Raw genomic sequence first — 17,760 nt, 5'->3', positions numbered from 1 at the left:
CGGGGATCAGGGGGCTTTGCTGATGGTGAGCCAGCCCCCGTGGTGGTCGGTCACCTCGTAGGGGTGGCCGGTGGTCGCGCCCATCCGGTGGAGCTCGTGGGGGGTGAAGGTGCGGACGTGGCCGAAGGCGCCGTTCGGCTCGTCCTCGTAGGGAACCGCGATGATGACGTGCCGCCGGGCCAAGCGGAGCGCTTCGGCGAGGACCGCGTCACCCCGGGCCGGTTCGAGGTGTTCGAGCAGGTGGATCGCCGTGACCGCGTCGACCGTTCCGCCCGGGAGGGGGACCTGGGTGGCGTCGCAGACCAGGGTGGGCATCCGGTGACCGCGGGTCGCGGCCACGGCCTCCAGCAGGCGCATGCTGCCGGGCGCGAGGTCGGAGGCGATCACCGAGTGCTCGGCCCGCTCGGCCAGCAGCAGCGGCAGGAAACCGAAGCACGATCCCAGGTCCAGGACCCGGCCGGGCGGCGTGAGACGCAGGACGCGCTCGTACACCGGGGCGAAGCCGGCGATCGAGGAGTGCGACGCGTCGGACGGCGGAGTCGCCCCGCACTCCCGGATCCGGGCGAGCGTGTTGTCGTAGAACGTCGTCCACGCCCGCAGCGGGTCGTCGATCACCGACTGCACGACCTCGGTGAAGACCCGCTCGAAGACCTCCACACCGCTGAGCCAGCCGGGCGCGAACAGCTCGGCGGCGAGGATCCCGGCGAGGTTGTTGTCCAGCTCCTCTGGCCGGAACCAGTGGGTGATCTCCATCCGGTGGTCCCGCCGGTGCAGGCAGAAGTGCTCCGTGCGCGTCACCGCGACGCGCGCGTCGCACGGAGGTTCGTGCCGCGCGACGGTGACCATCGGGTCGTGGCCGTGCGGGGAGAGCGGGTCGATGTGGTGCAGCGCCGAGCGCTCTCCCGCGCTCACCGCCCGGTCACCTCCGTCGCCATCGTCTCGGCCGCCTTCGCCAGGCCCGAGAGGTCGCGCACCACCTGGACCCGGTCGCAGTGCTCGGCGTAGTCGGGCAGGTCGCAGCGGCCCAGCCGCCACGAGTAGCGCGGTTCCGGGGTGAGCCAGATGGTTTCGCGGCTGCGGCGCGCGATCTCCGCGAGGGCCTCGACGTTCGGGTCGTTGCCGTTGCCGCGCCCGTCGCCGAGGATCAGCACGGTGGTCCGCCGGTTGAGCGCGTTGCCGAACTCGTCGAGGAACGACGCGAAAGTCGCTCCGTAGTCGGAGTTCCCGTCGACGTCGAGGATCCCGCCCTGAGGCAGGCCGTCGAAGACCAGTCCCAGGGCGCGCTCCAGCGGGTGATCGGTGAACAGCTCGGAGATCTCCACCGGGTCGTCGACGAAGGCGAACGTGCGGACCTGGGTGAACAGCGACTGCAGGCCGTGCACCAGGTGCAGCGTGAAGCGCGCGGTCGAGCGCACCGACAGCGAGACGTCGGCGAGCACGATCAACCGGGGCTTGTCCTCGGCTCGCGTCACGGTGACCGGCCGGAACGGCACGCCGTCGTAGCGCATGTTGCGCCGCATCGTGCGCGCCGGGTGCACCCTGCCGCGCGGTGTGTTGCGGCGCTTGCTGGTCGGCGCCCCGCGCAGGCTGTGCACGATCCGGCGCAGCGACTCCTCCAGCTGCTGCCGCTCGCCCTCGTCGACCCGGTCGACCCGGCCGGCGGTGACCTCGCGGGACTCCTTGGCCGTGCTCTCCAGCTCGGCGAGCTTGGCCAGGTGCTGCTTGAGCAGCTCCGGCAGGTTCTCCAGCACGCCCGTGAGCCTGCCGCGCGGAGCGGAGTCGTCCGGGCCGCCGTCGTCGGCGAGCCAGTCCAGCAGCGTCTGCTGCTCGGCGATGCTCAGCCGGGTGTCGATGCGGTGACCGGTGTGCTCGGCCAGCGACCCGGGCGTCCCGGCGTTGCTCAGGTGCTCGGTCTCCAGCTGGACCGAAGGCACCGATCCGCCGCCCGCGCTGCTGTCGTCGCTGGAGAACACCACCTCGTCGGTCATCGAGGCCAGGTCGATCTTGTTGCTCTCCTGGTGCAGGTTGTACTGCTGGGCCAGGTCGTCCGGGTCGAAGTAGTCCCGGATGTCGGCGGGTTTGGCGTGGGTGTGTCCTTCCTGCGGGGTTTCGGCGGGCTCCTCCGAGACGGTGAACGACTGCAGCTCACCGGTGTCGGAGAGGTCGTCGTGCTCGTGGCTGTGCTCGTGCTCGTGGTCGTCGGCCACCACCGGGCGCAACGTGAAGAACGTGGTGAAGACCTCGTCGAAGATCTCCTCGTCGCGCCGGTCCTTGATCATCGCGACCTTCAGCGCGTCCCGCAGCGCGTCCCGATCGTCGAGCATCCCGGGCTGGGCGGCGCAGCGCATCGCGTCGGTCGCCTCGGACACCGAGATGCGCAGGCCGAAAAGCCGCAGCAGGCGGACGAATCGGTGCAGTGCTGATTCCACGGCTCGCTCCTCACGACTTGCGCCGGGTCGCCGATGAGAACGAGCGCTGCCCCTGACCGCCCGTGGAGCGCTTCGGCGCACCGCTGGAACCCGGTGCGCCGTAGTAGGAATCATCGTGGCGGCCGGGTTCGTCCTTGGCCGCGCGCACATCGCGGCCGTCGACGTCGCCGTGGTCGTGGTCATGCCCGTGCCCGTGCCCGTGCCCGTGCCCGTGACCGCGAGTGGGCAGCTGCTCGGGGATGTCGCGGTTCGGATCGGCCATGTGCCCGATCACGTCCAGCGCCTGGTGCAGGTCGCGCTCGTACTTCACGACCACGTTGACCGTCTCGGCCAGGACGTCCGATCCCAGGTCGTCGGCGCCGAGCACCGCGAGGGTGCGGGCCCAGTCGATGGTCTCGGAGATCGACGGCGCCTTGCGCAGCTTCAGCGCGCGCAACCGCCGCACCACCGTCACCAGCTGCTCCGCCAGGTTCTCGGGCAATCCGGTGTGCTTGGAGCGGACGATCTCCAACTCCCGGTCGTGCTCCGGGTAGTCCAGGAACAGGTGCAGGCAGCGGCGCTTCAGCGCGGCCGACAGGTCGCGGGTGTTGTTGGAGGTCAGCACGACGTACGGGGGAGTGGTCGCGGTGTAGGTGCCCACTTCGGGCACCGAGACCTGGAACTCGGCGAGGCATTCCAGCAGCACTGCTTCCAGGGACTCGTCGGCGCGGTCCACCTCGTCGACCAGCAGCACGGCGGGCTGCTCGCCGCGGATGGCTTCCAGCAGCGGCCGGGCCGCCAGGAAGCGGTCGGAGAAGAAGACGCTGTCCTGCGCGCCGATGCGGTCGATGGCGGTGCTCAGGTCCGGTGCGTCGGCGATGATCTCGCCGATCTTGTCCCGCAGCATCTGGGTGTAGAGCAGCTGCTTGCCGTAGTCCCACTCGTAGAGCGCCTTGCTCTCGTCCTGCCCCTCGTAGCACTGCAACCGCAGCAGCTTTCGGCCCGTCGCGGCGGCGAGCGTCTTGGCGAGCTCGGTCTTGCCCACGCCCGCAGGCCCTTCCAGCAGCAGCGGCTTGTCCAGCCTGGACTGGAGGTAGACGGTGGTGGCGAGCCTGCGGTCGGCGATGTAGCCGTGCTCGCCGAAGCGGTTGATCACCTCTTCCACCGACTCGAAGGGCTTGTCGGCGGCCTGGTCCTCGATGTCGTCGAGCACTGCGATACCTCCGGAGTTCGGGCGTGCGGTGGTGGGAGGGCCGTGGTGCCGCGCGGTCGGAGTGCGCGGCACCACGGCCGGTTCCGGGCCGGGGTCAGGTGATGAGGTCGTCCAGATCCCCGGTGAAGCAGTGCTCGACGACCGGGCGCACGGTGTCGAAGGTGCACTCCTTGGCGTTGCCCGGCGTGCAGGCGTCGCCGAGGACGTGGTGGGTGATGCGGTCGACGTCGGCGGCGTCGCCCTTGATCTCCTTGGACTGCTCGTAGAACTTCGTCGGTCCTTGGCCCAGCCGGTTCTTCGAGTAGCTGTCGGCGTTGACGTCGACGAAGCGCTCCGGGATGCCCACGTCGCGCAGCAGCCGGATCGCCGCGTTGAGCGCGGCGTCGGCGGCCTGCGGATCGGTCATGCCGTGGGTGTCGACGCCCATCGCCTCGGCCATGTCGGCGAACCGCTTGTAGGCCACCGGCATGTTGAACGCCCACACGCGAGGGAGCGCGACGGCGTTGTTGAGCCCGTGGTGGGTGTCGTAGAAGGCGCTGATCGCGTGCGAGATCGAGTGGATGATGCCCAGGCCGCCGGAGTTGAACGCCTGCGCGGCGATGTACTGCGCGTACATCATGCCTTCGCGGCCGGCCAGGTCCTGGCCGTTCCACACGGCTTGCCGCAGGTTCTGCGCGGTCAGCTTGACGGCGTGCAGCGCGTTGCCCAGCGACGGCTGGAAGTTCAGCCGGGACACGTAGGGCTCGGAGGCGTGCGCCAGCACGTCGAAGCCGCACTGCGCGGTGTAGTCGACGGGGCAGTCGTAGTAGAGCACCGGGTCGTCGATCGCCAGCGTGGTCACCGAGTTGTCGTCGAAAGCGACGTACTTGTGCGGGTTGTCGGGATCGGTCGTGGTGTCGGTGATGACGTAGGCCCAGGACGTCTCGGAGCCGGTGCCCGCCGTGGTGGACACCGCGATGTGCGGCGGGTTCTTGGGGTTCTCCGACTTGTTGAAGCCCTCGAACTCGTTGACGTTGCGGCCGTCGTGGGCGACCGCGATCCGCGCGCCCTTGCAGGCGTCGTGCGAGGAGCCGCCACCGATCGACACGAAGGAGTCGCAGGCGTTCTCCTGGTACATCGCGACGGAATCCATCACGTTGTAGTCCTTGGGATTGGACTCGACCTGGTCGTAGACCACCACTTCCAGGCCGTGGTAGCGCATCGATTCGACGATCTTGTGCACGAGGTCGGTGCCGCGCAGGCCGGAGGTCATCACCAGCGTCTTCTTGAAGCCCAGGTTCAGCGCCTCCGGGCCGATCATCTCGTGCGAACCGGGTCCCATCAGGGCGCGGGGGAACGGGTGGAACTCCTTGATCGGGAACGGCTTGAGCAGCTCATCGACCTGCATTTCGCTGTCCTTTCCACGCGCGTCGCTGCACGTTGTTCGACGGCCGGGGGTGGGGCGCCGCGACCGGTTCCGGGGGACGACCGGCGTCGAACCCGGCTCATGCCGGAAGTTAGTGCCCCAGGTCACCGCGGGAGAACGGGCGCGAGCCAAGACCCCTCGTCCGAGAACGCAGGTCCGGACGATCGGGGAGGTCGGGACCCGTCCGATCGGTCAGGTGCTGGCGATCGGCCCGTTCGATCGGACGGGGCGGGGTGGGCCCGGTCGCACGGTGCTGCCGGAGGCTGGGCGACCTAGCGTGGTTCGGCATGGCGGAGTGGTTCGAATCAGTGGCGGAGGCACACCGGCGTGCGCGGAGACGACTGCCGAAGTCGGTCTACCTGGCGCTCGTGGCGGGCAGTGAGCGCGGATCGACGCTCGAGGACAACATCCGGGCCTTCGGCGAGCTCGGGTTCGCGCCGCGGGTGGCCGACCTCCCGGCCGAGCGGGACTTGTCGACCAGCGTGATGGGCCAGGAGCTGTCGCTGCCCGTGCTGGCCTCACCGACCGGGGTGCAAGCCGTGCACCCGGAAGGCGAGGTGGCCGTCGCCCGCGCGACGGCCGAGGCGGGCACCGCGATCGGCCTGTCCGCGTTCGGCAGTCGCGCGGTGGAGGACGTGGCCGAGGCCAACCCGATGACGTTCTTCCAGGTCTACTGGGTGGGCGATCGGGAGAAGGTGCTGGGCCGGGCCCAGCGAGCCAAGGCGGCCGGGGCGAAGGGGCTGATCGTCACGCTCGACTGGTGCTTCGCCACGGGGAGGGACTGGGGGAGCCCGCCCATCCCCGAGAAGCTCGACCTGCGCACCAAGCTGGGATTCGCTCCGCAGGGACTGCTGCGGCCCCGGTGGCTGCGCGGATTCCTGCGGCACGGGCTACCGGATCTGACCACACCGAACATGGTGCCGCGCGGCGAGGAAGCGCCGACGTTCTTCGGCGCCTACGGCCAGTGGATGTTCACCCCGCCACCCACCTGGGAGGACATCGCATGGCTTCGGGAGCAGTGGGGCGGCCCGTTCATGGTCAAGGGAATCACGCACCCCGGCGACGCCCGCCGCGCCCGCGACATCGGCGCCACCGCGATCTCGGTGTCCAACCACGGCGGCAACAACCTCGATTCCACCCCCGCGACCATCAGGCTGCTGCCGGCGATCGTGGAGGCCGTCGGCGACGACATCGAGGTGCTGCTCGACGGTGGTGTTCGCAGGGGGAGCGACGTCGTCAAGGCCCTCGCGCTGGGTGCCAGGGCCGTGCTCATCGGCCGCGCCTACCTCTGGGGCCTCGCCGCGGAGGGACAGGCGGGGGTGCGCAACGTCGTCGACGTCCTCCGCAACGGCATCGATTCCTCCTTGCTCGCCCTGGCGCGCTCCTCCGTCCACGACCTCACGCCGGAAGACCTCATCGTTCCGCCGGACTTCGGCCGGGAGGTCCGCTCCTGAGAGCGGTGCCCCGCCGCCGGGACTGCCGCTCTCAGGTGAGCGTGAGCAGTCCGCTGAGGACTGCCGCGATGAGGAAAGCCGTCCCGCCCATGAAGGTCTCCATCAACGTCCAGCTCTGGAGCGTGGTGCGGATGTCGATGTCCATGTAGCGGTTGAACAGCCAGAAACCGGAATCGTTGACGTGGGACAGGACAGTTCCACCGGCGGCCACCGCGACCACGACCAGGGCGATCTCCGGCTGGGAGAGCCCCATCTCCTGGATCAGCGGAGCCATGATGGGCGCGGTCGTGACGATCGCGACCGTTTTGGAGCCCAGCGCCACCCGGAGCGCCGTGGCGATCAGGAACGCCAGCACCACGACCGGCAGGGACGTGCCGCCCAGCAGGTCGGCCAGCGCCTGACCTGCACCGGTGGCCTCCAGGACCGCGCCGAACACACCGCCGGCGCCGGTGACCAGCAGGACCAGTGCCACCGGGCCCAGCGACGCCGAGGCCGCCTTCTCGACGCGTTCCCTCGAGAACCCGCCGCCCAGCCCCAGCACCCAGAACGACAGCAGGGTCGTGGCGGTCAGCGCGATGACCGGCGCGCCGACGAACTCCAGCGCCTCGCGCGCCGCGCCCGCCGGGAGCACCACCCCGGCGAAGGTGTTGAGCATGATCAGCAGCACCGGCAGCAGGATCACGCCGACGGTCACCCCGAGCGATGGGGACGCCTGCGTCGTCGCCCCGCCACCGCCGGAGTTCTCCCCGACTCCGGCCTGCTCGCGGGCTTCGCCCAGCAACGCGGTGGGCACCGGCGTGCCGAGACGGTCACCGATGCGCGTGCCGAAGAGGTAGGCGCCGACGAACCACGCCGGAAGGCCGCAGACCAGGCCCATGATGGTGACCCAGCCGAGGTTCGCGCCCAGCAGCCCGGCCGCGGCCACCGGTCCGGGGTGCGGCGGCAGCACGGCGTGCATGATGGCCAGGCCGCCGACGGCGGGAAGCGCGACGCTGACCACCGAGCGCCCCGATCGTTGCGCCACCGAGTAGATCAGCGGCAGCAGGATGATGAACCCGACGTCGAAGAACACCGGGATGCCGAACAGCAACGCGGTCAGCCCGACCGCGAGCGGGGCTCGCCGTTCGCCGAACGCGGCCAGCAACCGCCCGGAGAGCACGTCCGAGGCGCCGGATTCCTGGATCATCCGGCCGAGCATCGCGCCCAGCGCCACGATGATCGCGATCTCGCCGAGCGTTTCGCCCATCCCGTCTTCGAGCAGGCCGGGGATCTCGGTGGGGCTGATGCCCGCGACCGCCGCGACCACCACGCTGACCACCAGCAGGGCGACGAAGGCGTGCAGCTTCGCCTTGATCACCAGCAGCAGGAGCAGCGCGATCCCACCTGCCACGAGCAGCAGCAGCGCCCACGGCGGGAGGCTCCACGCGGCGTCGGGCATCTCGTCGGCAGCGAGCGGCGAGTCCATCGATCTGGCAGGCAACGTTGCCTCCTGTTCGTGCGGCCCCGGCGACCGCGAACCCCGAGGGCTCGCGATCGGGTGCGGCGCTCAGTCGCGGTCGAGGGCCGGGCGTTTCGGGTCGAAGGCCCAGCCCGGGATCAGGTGTTGCATGCCCGCGGCGTCGTCGCGCGCGCCGAGCCCGTGGGCGAGGTGGAGCTCGTGCGCGGCCTGCAAGCGTTCCTCGTCGAGTTCGACCCCCAGGCCGGGAGCTGTGGGAACCGGCAGCAGTCCGTCGGAGATGCGCAGCGGATCGCGGGTCAGCCGCTGGCCGTCCTGCCAGATCCAGTGCGTGTCGATCGCGGTGATCTCACCCGGCGCCGCGGCCGCGACGTGGGTGAACATCGCCAGCGAGACGTCGAAGTGGTTGTTGGAGTGCGAACCCCACGTCAGTCCCCAGTCGTGGCAGAACTGCGCGACCCGCACCGACCCGCTCATGGTCCAGAAGTGCGGGTCGGCCAGCGGGATGTCCACCGCGTTCGCGCGGACCGCGTGGCCCAGCTGCCGCCAGTCCGTGGCGATCATGTTGGTGGCGGTGGGCAGCCCCGTGGCGCGGCGGAACTCGGCCATCGTCTCCCGGCCGGAGTAGCCGCCTTCGGCACCGCACGGGTCCTCGGCGTAGGCGAGCACGTCGCGCAGCTCGCGGCCGACCTCGATCGCCTCGCGCAGCGACCAGGCGCCGTTGGGGTCCACGGTGATGCGAGCGTCCGCGAACCGCTCGGCGAGCGCGGTGACGGCCTCTGCCTCCTGCCTCGCGGGCAGGACACCGCCTTTGAGCTTGAAGTCGCGGAACCCGTAGCGCTCCCGGGCGGCTTCGGCCAGCCGCACCACGGAATCCGGGGTCAGCGCTTCCTCGTGGCGCAGCCGAGTCCAGTCGTCGGCGCCCTCCTCGGCGGCGAGGTAGGGCAGGTCGGTCTTGGTGCGGTCGCCCAGGAAGAACAGGTAGCCCAGCACCGGCACCTCGCTGCGCTGCTGCCCGTCGCCGAGGAGTTCGGCCACCGGCACGCCGAGGTGCTTCCCGAGCAGGTCCAGCATCGCCGACTCGATCGCGGTCACCGCGTGCACGGTGACGCGCAGGTCGAAGGTCTGCGTTCCGCGCCCGCCCGAGTCGCGGTCGGCGAAGCGCGCGTGCACCTCGCACAGCATCGACCGGAGCCGGGCCACGGGTTGCCCGACGACCAGCTCCGCCGACTCCTCCAACGTGGTGCGGATCGGTTCGCCGCCGGGGACCTCACCGACACCGGTGCGGCCGTCGGAATCGGTGAGCACCAGCAGGTTCCGGGTGAACAGAGGTGCGTGCGCACCGCTCAGATTCAGCAGCATGCTGTCGTGCCCGGCGACCGGGATCACGCGCAGCTGGGAGATCACGGGTGTCATGTTCGTCTCCGAGTGTTCAGCGCCGACCGGGTTCGCCGTCGATCCGCCGCAGCTCAAGCGTCCGGTACGCGTTGGATCAGTTCGTTCAGCAGGTCCAGCTCGGTGTCGTCGAGGTCGACCAGCGGCGCGCGGACCGGTCCGGCCGGGCGACCGATGGCGCGCATGCCCGCCTTGACGATGCTCACCGCGTAACCCGCGCTGCGGTTGCGGATGTCGCAGTAGGGCAGCACGAACTCGTTGAGGTAGCGGTGAACCGCGGTGCGGTCCCGCTCGCGGACGGCGTTGTAGAACCGGACCGCGAACTCGGGGACGAAGTTGTACATCGCCGAGGAGTAGGTCGTCACGCCCAGTTCGAGGTAGGGCAGTGCGAAGGTCTCGGCCGTCGGCAACCCGCCCACGTAGGTGAGGCGGTCGCCGACGCGCGCGTGGATGCGGGTCATCTTCTCGATGTCGCCGACGCCGTCCTTGAAACCGACCAGGTTCGGGCACGCGTCGACCAATCGCATGACCGAGTCGTCGGAGTAGACGGCGTTGGCGCGGCTGTAGATGATCACGCCCAGGTCGGTGGCCGCGCACACCGCGCGGACGTGCTCGACCAGTCCCTCCTGCGGCGCCTCGGTGAGGTACGGCGGTAGCAGCAGAAGGCCGTCGGCGCCGGCGCGCTCGGCGGAACGGGCGAGCTCGACGGCGGTGGCCGTGCCGTACCCGGCGGGGGCGATCACCGGGATGTCGGCCGGCACCTCCCGCACGGCGGCGGTCACCACCGACTCCACCTCCGAGGCGGTCAGCGAGAAGAACTCACCGGTCCCGCCCGCGGCGAACAAGCCGGTCGCGCCGAAGCCGGAGAGCCAGCCGATGTTGTCGCGGTAGGCGGCCTCGTCGAAGCCGAGGTCCTCGCGGAAGTGCGTCACCGGGAACGAGAGAAGCCCACTGGCAAGCCGGTCGGCGGCCTCGGCAGGCGAGAAGCGCGACATCGATTCCTCCAGGTCCGGTGCTCGGTCGGAAGTGACATTAGGGGCGCGAATCAATGCGCGTCCAAATCCGATTGAGCATCCGCCGATACCGTCAGAGCATCGATGCGGCCGGAGTCGGGGATCGCGAACTACGTCGGGCCGCGTAGCCGGAGCGTCGCGCCAGGGCGGACGACCGGGCCCGGCGCAGCGCGCATGCTCGAGCACCGGAGTGAACGGGGGTGCTGAGCATGCGATCTGCGGTGGCGATGATCGGCAGGGACCTGGTCGAGGCGTACCGGGGCGGCACGCGCGTGGAGCGGGTCTGCTACCTGGTCGCCGCGGTGCTGGCGGTGAGCGGGATCTTCCACCTGGGCGTGCTGGTCGCGACGGGCGGTGCGTGGACCGGACCGCTGTCGTGGCGGAAGCCGACGACCTTCGGCCTGTCGTTCGGGCTGACCCTGGCGACGTTGACCTGGGTGCTGTCGTTCCTCCCGATGGCGCGGCGAACCCACGCCCGGCTGCTCACCGCGTTCGCGGTCGCCTGCGCGGTCGAGGTCGCGGGCATCACGATGCAGGCGTGGAGACGGGTGCCGTCGCACTTCATCCCGCCGGGCCGGGCGACAGGGCTGGACGTCCTGGCCGCCGTCGCGGCGGCGTCCGGGGCCGTGGTGATCGTGACGGTCGTGGTGACGGCGACCCTGCTGGTGCTGCGGCGCAACGCCGAGGTCGAGCCGAGCATGCGCCTGGCGCTGCGAGCCGGGTTCCTGTCGCTGCTGCTGGCGATGGCGATCGGTGCGCTGATGCTGGCAGGTGGTCAGGTGCTCACGCGCACGCAGGGCGACGTCGCGCCGGCCTTCGCGTTCACCGCGGTCCTCAAGCCGGGGCACGCCGCGACCATGCACGGCGTGCTCGTCCTCCCGGTGATCGCCTGGCTGCTGCGTTTCACCGCCACCTCAGAACCGTTCCGCCTCACCGTGGTTCGCTTGGCGACGACCGGATACGCGGCCTTCGCAGCGGTCGTGGTCGTCGAGACCCTGGCCGGGATCGACCCGCTGGGCGCCGCGCCGCTGGTGGCCGGCGCACTACCGATGGTGGGACTCGCGGCCCTCGCCGTCGCAGCCGGGGTCACGCTCCACCAGATCATCCGGAACCCGGCGCGGGCGCGGGATGTCCGCACTCCGGAGCGCGGTTGATCCCCGGTCCTGCGCGTACGGACCTCAGCGGGATTCGAAACCCATTCCCCGGCGTCCGGTTTCGTTGAGCTGCTCGTAGGTGAAGCGGCCGTCCCAGGTGCGCTCGTAGTGCTCCGCGGGGAAGTCCGACGGGCTGGACCCGGTCAGGAACGCCTCCCGGACGCACGCGGAGTAGGCCTCGTTGCGCGGGCACCACGGGGCAGCCGGGATGTACATGACGTTGCCCCACCCGCGCTGGTCGGCGACCGGCGCGACGCTGTGGATCACGTCGCAGTGCCACCACACGGAATCGCCCGCCCCGACGTCGGGAATCCCGACCAGGCCGTCGAGGACGTCGGAGTGCCACTTGTGGTCGGCGGGGAAGACCTGGTTCGGCATCACCCCGCACATGTCGTCGTCGGGGACGTCCGGCAGCAGCGGGCGCAGCATGAGGTAGGCCATGGCTTCCGGGATCGGCACCGCGTGCAGCACGCCCTGGTCGTGGTCCATGTCCGACAGCGCCGTCCAGCCCTGGAAGGTGCGGAACGCCGAGCACATGGTCGACCCCGGGTACTGGGTGGCCGCGGTGCGGTGCGCGGCGTCCCACGGGTCGTAGTCCTCGACGGTGCCGTCGAACAGGTGCCGGAACGCCCGCTGGTAGGACGCGGTCATCCAGAGGTCGAGGGTGCCCGGGTCGCTGTGGGTCCCCAGGCCCGCCGAGTCGGCGCCCTCCGGGCGGCGTCGGATCCGGTCCGGGTACAGCGCGTCGCGGTCCGGTTCGAACCAGCGCACGCCCTCGGACTCGTGCTTCCAGAAGGAGTTCAGGAACGACTGCACCTGGGCCGTGCGGTCGCTCTGCCTCGCGCGCATCTGAGCCTGCGACCAGTAGATCGGGTAGATCTCGGGCGTGGAGCCGACGCTGCCGAAGAAGTCGTCGCCCGGGCCGCGGTAGTTCTGGAAGAACTCGTTGCGCTCGACGTAGTTGACGATGCTCTCGTCCCACAGCAGCGCCTGCGCGCGCTCGAAGTGCCCGCGCACCACCGCGCACCCGCGCCGGCGCACCGCTTCGACCTGGCCGGGCGGCACGGTGCCCGCGGCGATGTCGGCGTATTCGATGACCGGCCAGACTTCTTCGCCGCGTTCCCGCAGCCGCTGGATCTCGGCCACCCGGGCGCGGACCTGGGCCTCGACGACGGCGAAGACCGCCTCGACGCTGCGCCCGGACGCCTCGATGCGAGCGCGCAAGGCGCTCTTGGTCTCGCGGATCGCGCCGGAGAGGTCTGCGGGCGGGGTCTCCCAGTGCGGCAGCTCCGGGAGCGCTCGGTGCGTGGCGGTCATCGCCGAACTCCTTTGGTCAGGACTCCTTACCAAACCTGAAGGTAACCGGCACCGAGCATGTGGGCAACACTCCTGACCGAGGAGTCGTTTCAGATGCGGCGGAGCCGCTGATTCAGGTGTGGGGCTCAGCCGGCACCGCCGCGTGTGACGAACCAGCCACTGGAACAACTCTTAAACTGACCTGGTGGTCACCGCCAAGCCTTCCCTGGACCTGCTGCGCTCCATGACCGACGAGCACGTGCTGCGCGCGATCATGCGGCACGGGCGGCTGACCCGGACCGAGATCGCCGCGCTGACCGGGATCTCGAAGCCCACGATCTCCGATGGCGTCCGCCGGCTCACCGAATCCGGCGTCCTCGCCGACACCGGAGAGCGCACCACCGGTCGGGGCAGAGCGGGTTCCTACTACTCGCTGGTGCCCGCTACGGGTGCGGCGCTGGTCGCCGAGATCACCCCGCGCGGCGTGCTCGGCGAAGCGGTGGACGCCTTCGGCGATGTCGTGGCGGGTGCGCGGGCCGAGCTCGGACGCGCACCGGGGAGGGAGAAGGCGGCGGCAGCGCTGAACGAGGTCGCCGGTCAGCTCGCGGACCGGGTTCCGCTGCGCTGCGCCGTGATCAGCGCCGCCGACCCGGTCGATCGGTCGACCGGCCGCCTGGTCCACCTGCCGGACGAGCCGTTCCTGGTCGGGGACCTCGACCCGGTCGCGGTGCTGGCCCCCTTCGTCTCCGGCGAGATCGAGGTCGACAACGACGTGAACTGGTCGGCCCGCGCCGAGCGGGACGGCGGCTGCGCGGCGGGCGTCGAGGACTTCGTCTACCTGCACCTGGGCGAGGGGCTGGGCGCGGCGGTGGTCGCCGACGGCGAGGTCCGTCGCGGCGGCCACGGGCTGACCGGCGAGATCGCCCACGTGATCACCACAGGTCCGGGTGGCGCGGCGATGCCGTTCACCGAGTTCTTCCGCGCGACCGACCTCCGTCAGCCCGGCACCGCGGCCGTCGACGTCGACGCGCTCCGGGCGCGCTGCTCCGACGGTCTCCTGCCGCAGCTGGCCGAGGCGATCCGCGGTGTCGTCCTGGCCCTGATCGCGTTCACCGACCCGCGGCTGGTCGTCCTCGGCGGAACCTGGGGGCGGGACCCCGCACTGCTCGGCGCCCTCGCGGACCAGACGACCTCACCCCGAGAGGTCGCCTACGCCCGGGCGGAGCTCGAGTCCCCGGAGCTCGCCGGAGCGCGGTCCCACGCGATCGACGCACTGCGCGACCGCATCATCCGGCAGGCCGCCGAGCGGTAGCCGCTGAGCCGAACTCGGCGGACATGACGGAATTTCATCTCGTCGGGCTCGATCTCGTGACACGTGCGGGTGGAACCGCCTCGCTGAGCCCAGGTTCACCAGCACCTCCCCGCACCCCTGTGCCAGCTTGGGTTGTCCGGTGATTCGACCTGTGGATTCGGCGATGGGGTGATCGGGGTGCAGGTTCCCACCGCGGAACGTGAAGTGCTGCAGGTGGAGATCGCGACGAGGCCGTGGCGCCGGGTTCCGCTGCTGCCGGCCGCGGTGGTGGCGGCGGTGGCGGCCGGTGTCTTCTGGCTCGTGCACGACTCGATGGTCGACGACGCCTACATCACCCTGACCTACGCGCGCACCCTCGCCTTCCACGGCGAGTGGGGCATGATCCCCAGCATGCCGGCGAATTCGGCGACCTCGCCGCTGAACGTGCTGGTGCTGGCGGCCTTCACGTTCGTCCTGCGCAGCGCGGTCCACGCGGCGGGTGCCCTGTTCATCGTCTCGGCGGTGGTCCTCGCGCTGGGGCTGCGGCGCGCGGCGATCGAGACCGCCATGCCCTCGTGGGTGGGGCTGCTCGGCGCTGCTGCCGTCGCGTTCAACCCGCTGCTGCTGTCGACCGTCGGGCTGGAGATGCCGATGGCCGCCGCTCTCCTCGGGTTGTTGCTGATGTCCGCGACCGGCCGTCGGCCGGTGCTGTTCGGCGTGGTGGCGGGGCTGCTCGTCATGACGAGGGTCGATCTCGCGCTGTTCCCGCTGATCGTCCTGATCGGGCGTCCGGCGCTGCTGCGGTCGTGGTGGAAGTGGCTGATCCCCGCGCTCGCCGTGACCGCGCCCTGGTACGCGTTCAGCTGGCTGCACTTCGGCTCGCTCGTCCCCGACACGTTGCTGATCAAGACCTGGCGGGCCGACTGGGACGGCTACTACGTCGCGACGGGTTTCGAGTTCTTCTACCGGCTGACTCCTGTCCCGGTCTCCCTCGTCATGACCATCACGGTGGCGGGGATGCTCTGCGCGGCGGGGCTCTGCCTCGCGCGGGTCGCGGGCAAGGGGATCGCGGCCTGGCCGTGGACGTTGCTCGGCATCGGCGGCGTCGCGCACTACTGCGCCTACAGCCTGCTCAAGGTGCCGCCCTACCACTGGTACTACGCCCCGCTGGTCATCGGAGCGACGATCGCGCTGACCGGAGCGGGAGGTCTACTGGCCGCTCGCGGCTGGAAGGCGTTGGTGGCGACCCTCGGTGCGGTGCTGGTCGCGAGCCAGGTGGTCTTCGCGCTCGGCTGGGGGATGCCGTGGCGAGGGGCGCCGATCATGACCAACTGGGCCTCGACCGCGGACTACGCGCGGATCGGGCGCGCGGTGAAGGAGATCGTCGGTGACCGGGTGGTGGCGTCGCCGGGTGAGATCGGGCTGCTGGCCTACTTCTGCGAATGCACGATCGTCGACCAGTTCTCCGACCGGGGCTTCGTCTCCGATGGGCTGAAGGACCGGATCGACCAGTCCGGCGCGATCGGCCGGACCTTCTTCCAGCTGAACTACTGGCACTTCGAGCCGGTCGAGCGGCGTCCGGTCGACTTCGTGCTGCGCCGGGTGATGGAGCCCGGCGACCCGTTCTGGACGATCTCCTCGACGACCCACCCGCCGTCGCAGCTCGTGCTCGAACCGGCACCGCGCTGAGCCCGCCGAGGACCTGAAACACGTTTCAGAAATCCGGTCCGGACGGGTAGGGTCGGCCTCGTTGTCGTGTTGCGAGGAGGCGGGCGCCGTGGGAATCCGGGTAGCGCACATCGGCACCGGGAACGTGGGACGACTGGCGCTCGTGGGGCTGCTCGACGCGGCCGAGTGCGAGCTGGCCGGCGTCTGGGTCTCCAGCGAGGACAAGATCGGCCGGGACGCCGGTGAGCTGGCCGGGTCGGATCGCGTCACCGGGATCACCGCGACCGGCGATCTCGACGAGATCATCGCCGCACGACCGGATTGCGCCGTGTACTGCGCGATGGGCGACACCCGCCCGATGGAGGCGATCGCCGACGTCCGCCGCCTGCTCGAAGCGGGCATCGACGTGGTCGGCTCGGCGCCGGTCACCCTGCAGTACCCGTGGCAGGTGTTCCCGCAGGAGCTGATCGACGGGATCGAGCGATCCGCGCGCGAGGGCGGCGCGAGCCTGTTCATCACCGGCGTCGACCCGGGTTTCGCCAACGACCTCATCCCGTTCGCGCTGGCCGGCACCTGCCAGCGCATCGAGCATGTGCGATGCCTGGAGATCGCCGACTACGCCACCTACGACGGCGCCACGGTGATGTTCGACGTGATGGGCTTCGGCAAGCCCTCCGACGAGATCCCGATGCTGTACCAGCCGGGAGTGCTCGGAATCGCCTGGGGCACCACGATTCGGCAGTTGGCGGCGGGTTTCGGGATCGAGGTCGACCAGATCACCGAGCACGTCGAGCGGGAACCGGCTCCTGAGGCCTTCGACGTCGCCGCCGGGCACATCCCGCAGGGCGGTACCGCCGCGGTCCGCTTCGAGATCACCGGACTGGTCGGGGGACGGCCGGCGATCGTCGTCGAGCACGTGACCCGGCTGCGCGACGACCTGCGGCCTGACTGGGCGCGGCCCGCGCAGCCCGGTGGTTCGTACCGGGTGGAGATCACCGGCGAACCGTCCTACGCGGTCGACATCTGCCCGAGCAGCGAGCGGGGCGACCACAACCACGCCGCCATCGTCGCCGCGGCGGGACGCATCGTGAACGCCATCCCGGCGGTGGTGGCGGCGGAACCGGGCATCCGCACCACGCTCGACCTGCCGCTGGTCACCGGCAAGGGCCGCTTCGCCTGACCGGGCGAAACCGCAGCTCTCGCGCTCGGCGAGAACTGCGGCGCGTCCGGCCTTGAGATCACGCGTGGGGGACGTCGGCGACCAGACCGCCGTCGACCACGAACTCCGACCCGGTGGCGAAGGAGGACTCGTCGCTGGCCAGGAACAGGACGAAGGTCGCCACCTCCTCGGGGTCGGCGGCCCGTCCCAGCGGCGTCTTGACCATGTCCTCGGGGATGTTCTCGGTCATCGGGGTCCGGATCATGCCGGGGTGGATGGAGTTGACCCGGATCTTGTGCGGTGCCAGCTCCAGCGCCGCCGACTTCGCCAGTCCCCGCACGCCCCACTTGGTGGCGACGTAGCCGTGGGCCCACGGGCTTCCGCGCAGTCCTTCGACCGACGAGATGTTCATGATCGATCCGCCGCCCGCGGCCTTCATCGGCTCCACCGCTGCCTGGATGCCCAGGAACGTGCCGGTGAGGTTGACGTCCAGGATCTGCTGCCAGCGGTCCAGGTCGAAGTTCTCGATGGTGCTGCCGTTGACGATCCCCGCGTTGTTGACCAGCACGTTGAGCCGCCCGAACTCGCCGACGGCGACGTCCGCGGCCTTCTTCCACTCGTCCGGCTTCGTCACGTCCAGGTGGACGTAGCGCGCCGCGTCGCCGATCTCCTCGGCCAGCGCCTTGCCCTCGTCGTCGAGGATGTCGCCGATGACGACCTTCCCGCCTTCGGCGACCAGGGCCCGAGCGTGCGCGGCGCCCATGCCCCGGGCGCCACCGGAAATGATGGCTACCTTGCCCTCCACACGTCCCATGCACCGGGACGCTACCCGAGCGATAGAACATGTT

The 17,760-nt window shown here is 70.5% G+C and carries 14 protein-coding genes; 5 read left to right on the top strand and 9 right to left on the bottom strand.

The genetic code is table 11. The annotated features are described in order from the left end of the window. Nucleotides 1-6: 6 nt before the first annotated feature. From mftM to mdo, 4 genes are all read right to left on the bottom strand, one after another. Nucleotides 7-912 carry a mycofactocin oligosaccharide methyltransferase MftM gene (gene mftM, locus ACYVF3_RS25970; RefSeq protein WP_461156860.1) on the bottom strand — a complete coding sequence of 302 codons (906 nt, stop codon included), beginning with the start codon at nt 910-912 and terminating at the stop codon, nt 7-9. Continuing rightward, nucleotides 909-2,429 (bottom strand): VWA domain-containing protein, encoded by a 1,521-nt coding sequence (locus ACYVF3_RS25965; protein ID WP_461156859.1) that lies wholly within the window; start codon nt 2,427-2,429, stop codon nt 909-911. Before ACYVF3_RS25965 ends, mftM begins: the two co-directional genes overlap by 4 nt. A 10-nt stretch (nt 2,430-2,439) precedes the next feature. Beyond that, nucleotides 2,440-3,621: an AAA family ATPase gene (locus tag ACYVF3_RS25960; protein ID WP_461156858.1), complete on the bottom strand. Its 1,182-nt coding sequence runs from the start codon at nt 3,619-3,621 to the stop codon at nt 2,440-2,442. 94 nt (nt 3,622-3,715) lie between these two features. Next, on the bottom strand, nt 3,716-5,008 hold the full coding sequence (gene mdo, locus ACYVF3_RS25955; RefSeq protein WP_461156857.1) for an NDMA-dependent methanol dehydrogenase: 1,293 nt from the start codon (nt 5,006-5,008) through the stop codon (nt 3,716-3,718). A 305-nt stretch (nt 5,009-5,313) separates the two neighbouring features. Here mdo and mftD point away from each other — a divergent pair, with 305 nt between their 5' ends. Continuing rightward, on the top strand, nt 5,314-6,480 hold the full coding sequence (mftD, locus tag ACYVF3_RS25950; protein ID WP_461156856.1) for a pre-mycofactocin synthase MftD: 1,167 nt from the start codon (nt 5,314-5,316) through the stop codon (nt 6,478-6,480). A gap of 31 nt (nt 6,481-6,511) precedes the next feature. On the opposite strand, the gene ACYVF3_RS25945 is transcribed toward mftD, so the two are convergent. The 3 genes from ACYVF3_RS25945 to kdgD form a co-directional block, all read right to left on the bottom strand. Further along, nucleotides 6,512-7,960 (bottom strand): GntP family permease, encoded by a 1,449-nt coding sequence (locus tag ACYVF3_RS25945; protein WP_461156855.1) that lies wholly within the window; start codon nt 7,958-7,960, stop codon nt 6,512-6,514. Between the two features lie 66 nt (nt 7,961-8,026). Beyond that, complete coding sequence (locus ACYVF3_RS25940) at nt 8,027-9,352, bottom strand: enolase C-terminal domain-like protein (protein ID WP_461156854.1); 1,326 nt, start codon at nt 9,350-9,352, stop codon at nt 8,027-8,029. A gap of 53 nt (nt 9,353-9,405) precedes the next feature. Beyond that, nucleotides 9,406-10,326, bottom strand: a complete 921-nt coding sequence (kdgD, locus tag ACYVF3_RS25935; protein ID WP_145738241.1) for a 5-dehydro-4-deoxyglucarate dehydratase — start codon at nt 10,324-10,326, stop codon at nt 9,406-9,408. Between the two features lie 227 nt (nt 10,327-10,553). Between kdgD and ACYVF3_RS25930 the strand changes: the two genes are divergently transcribed. Beyond that, nucleotides 10,554-11,498 carry a hypothetical protein gene (locus ACYVF3_RS25930; RefSeq protein WP_461156853.1) on the top strand — a complete coding sequence of 315 codons (945 nt, stop codon included), beginning with the start codon at nt 10,554-10,556 and terminating at the stop codon, nt 11,496-11,498. 24 nt (nt 11,499-11,522) lie between these two features. Here the strand turns inward: ACYVF3_RS25930 and ACYVF3_RS25925 are convergent, their stop codons facing one another. Then, the gene (locus ACYVF3_RS25925) at nt 11,523-12,815 is read right to left on the bottom strand and encodes a DUF1479 domain-containing protein (protein ID WP_461156852.1); all 1,293 of its coding nucleotides are present in this window, start codon (nt 12,813-12,815) and stop codon (nt 11,523-11,525) included. Between the two features lie 184 nt (nt 12,816-12,999). On the opposite strand from ACYVF3_RS25925, the gene ACYVF3_RS25920 reads away from it, so the two are divergent. From ACYVF3_RS25920 to ACYVF3_RS25910, 3 genes are all read left to right on the top strand, one after another. Beyond that, nucleotides 13,000-14,106 (top strand): ROK family transcriptional regulator, encoded by a 1,107-nt coding sequence (locus tag ACYVF3_RS25920; protein ID WP_461156851.1) that lies wholly within the window; start codon nt 13,000-13,002, stop codon nt 14,104-14,106. A gap of 177 nt (nt 14,107-14,283) precedes the next feature. After that, nucleotides 14,284-15,774 carry a hypothetical protein gene (locus tag ACYVF3_RS25915; RefSeq protein ID WP_461156850.1) on the top strand — a complete coding sequence of 497 codons (1,491 nt, stop codon included), beginning with the start codon at nt 14,284-14,286 and terminating at the stop codon, nt 15,772-15,774. 88 nt (nt 15,775-15,862) lie between these two features. Further along, entirely contained in the window at nt 15,863-16,933 is a 1,071-nt protein-coding gene (locus ACYVF3_RS25910; RefSeq protein ID WP_461156849.1) for an NAD(P)H-dependent amine dehydrogenase family protein, read from the top strand. A gap of 58 nt (nt 16,934-16,991) precedes the next feature. Here the strand turns inward: ACYVF3_RS25910 and ACYVF3_RS25905 are convergent, their stop codons facing one another. Beyond that, entirely contained in the window at nt 16,992-17,726 is a 735-nt protein-coding gene (locus tag ACYVF3_RS25905; protein ID WP_461156848.1) for a glucose 1-dehydrogenase, read from the bottom strand. Between the last annotated feature and the right edge of the window lie 34 nt (nt 17,727-17,760).

The organism is Saccharopolyspora tripterygii (genome assembly GCF_054778355.1).
This window is presented reverse-complemented; position numbering and strand designations above follow the sequence as displayed.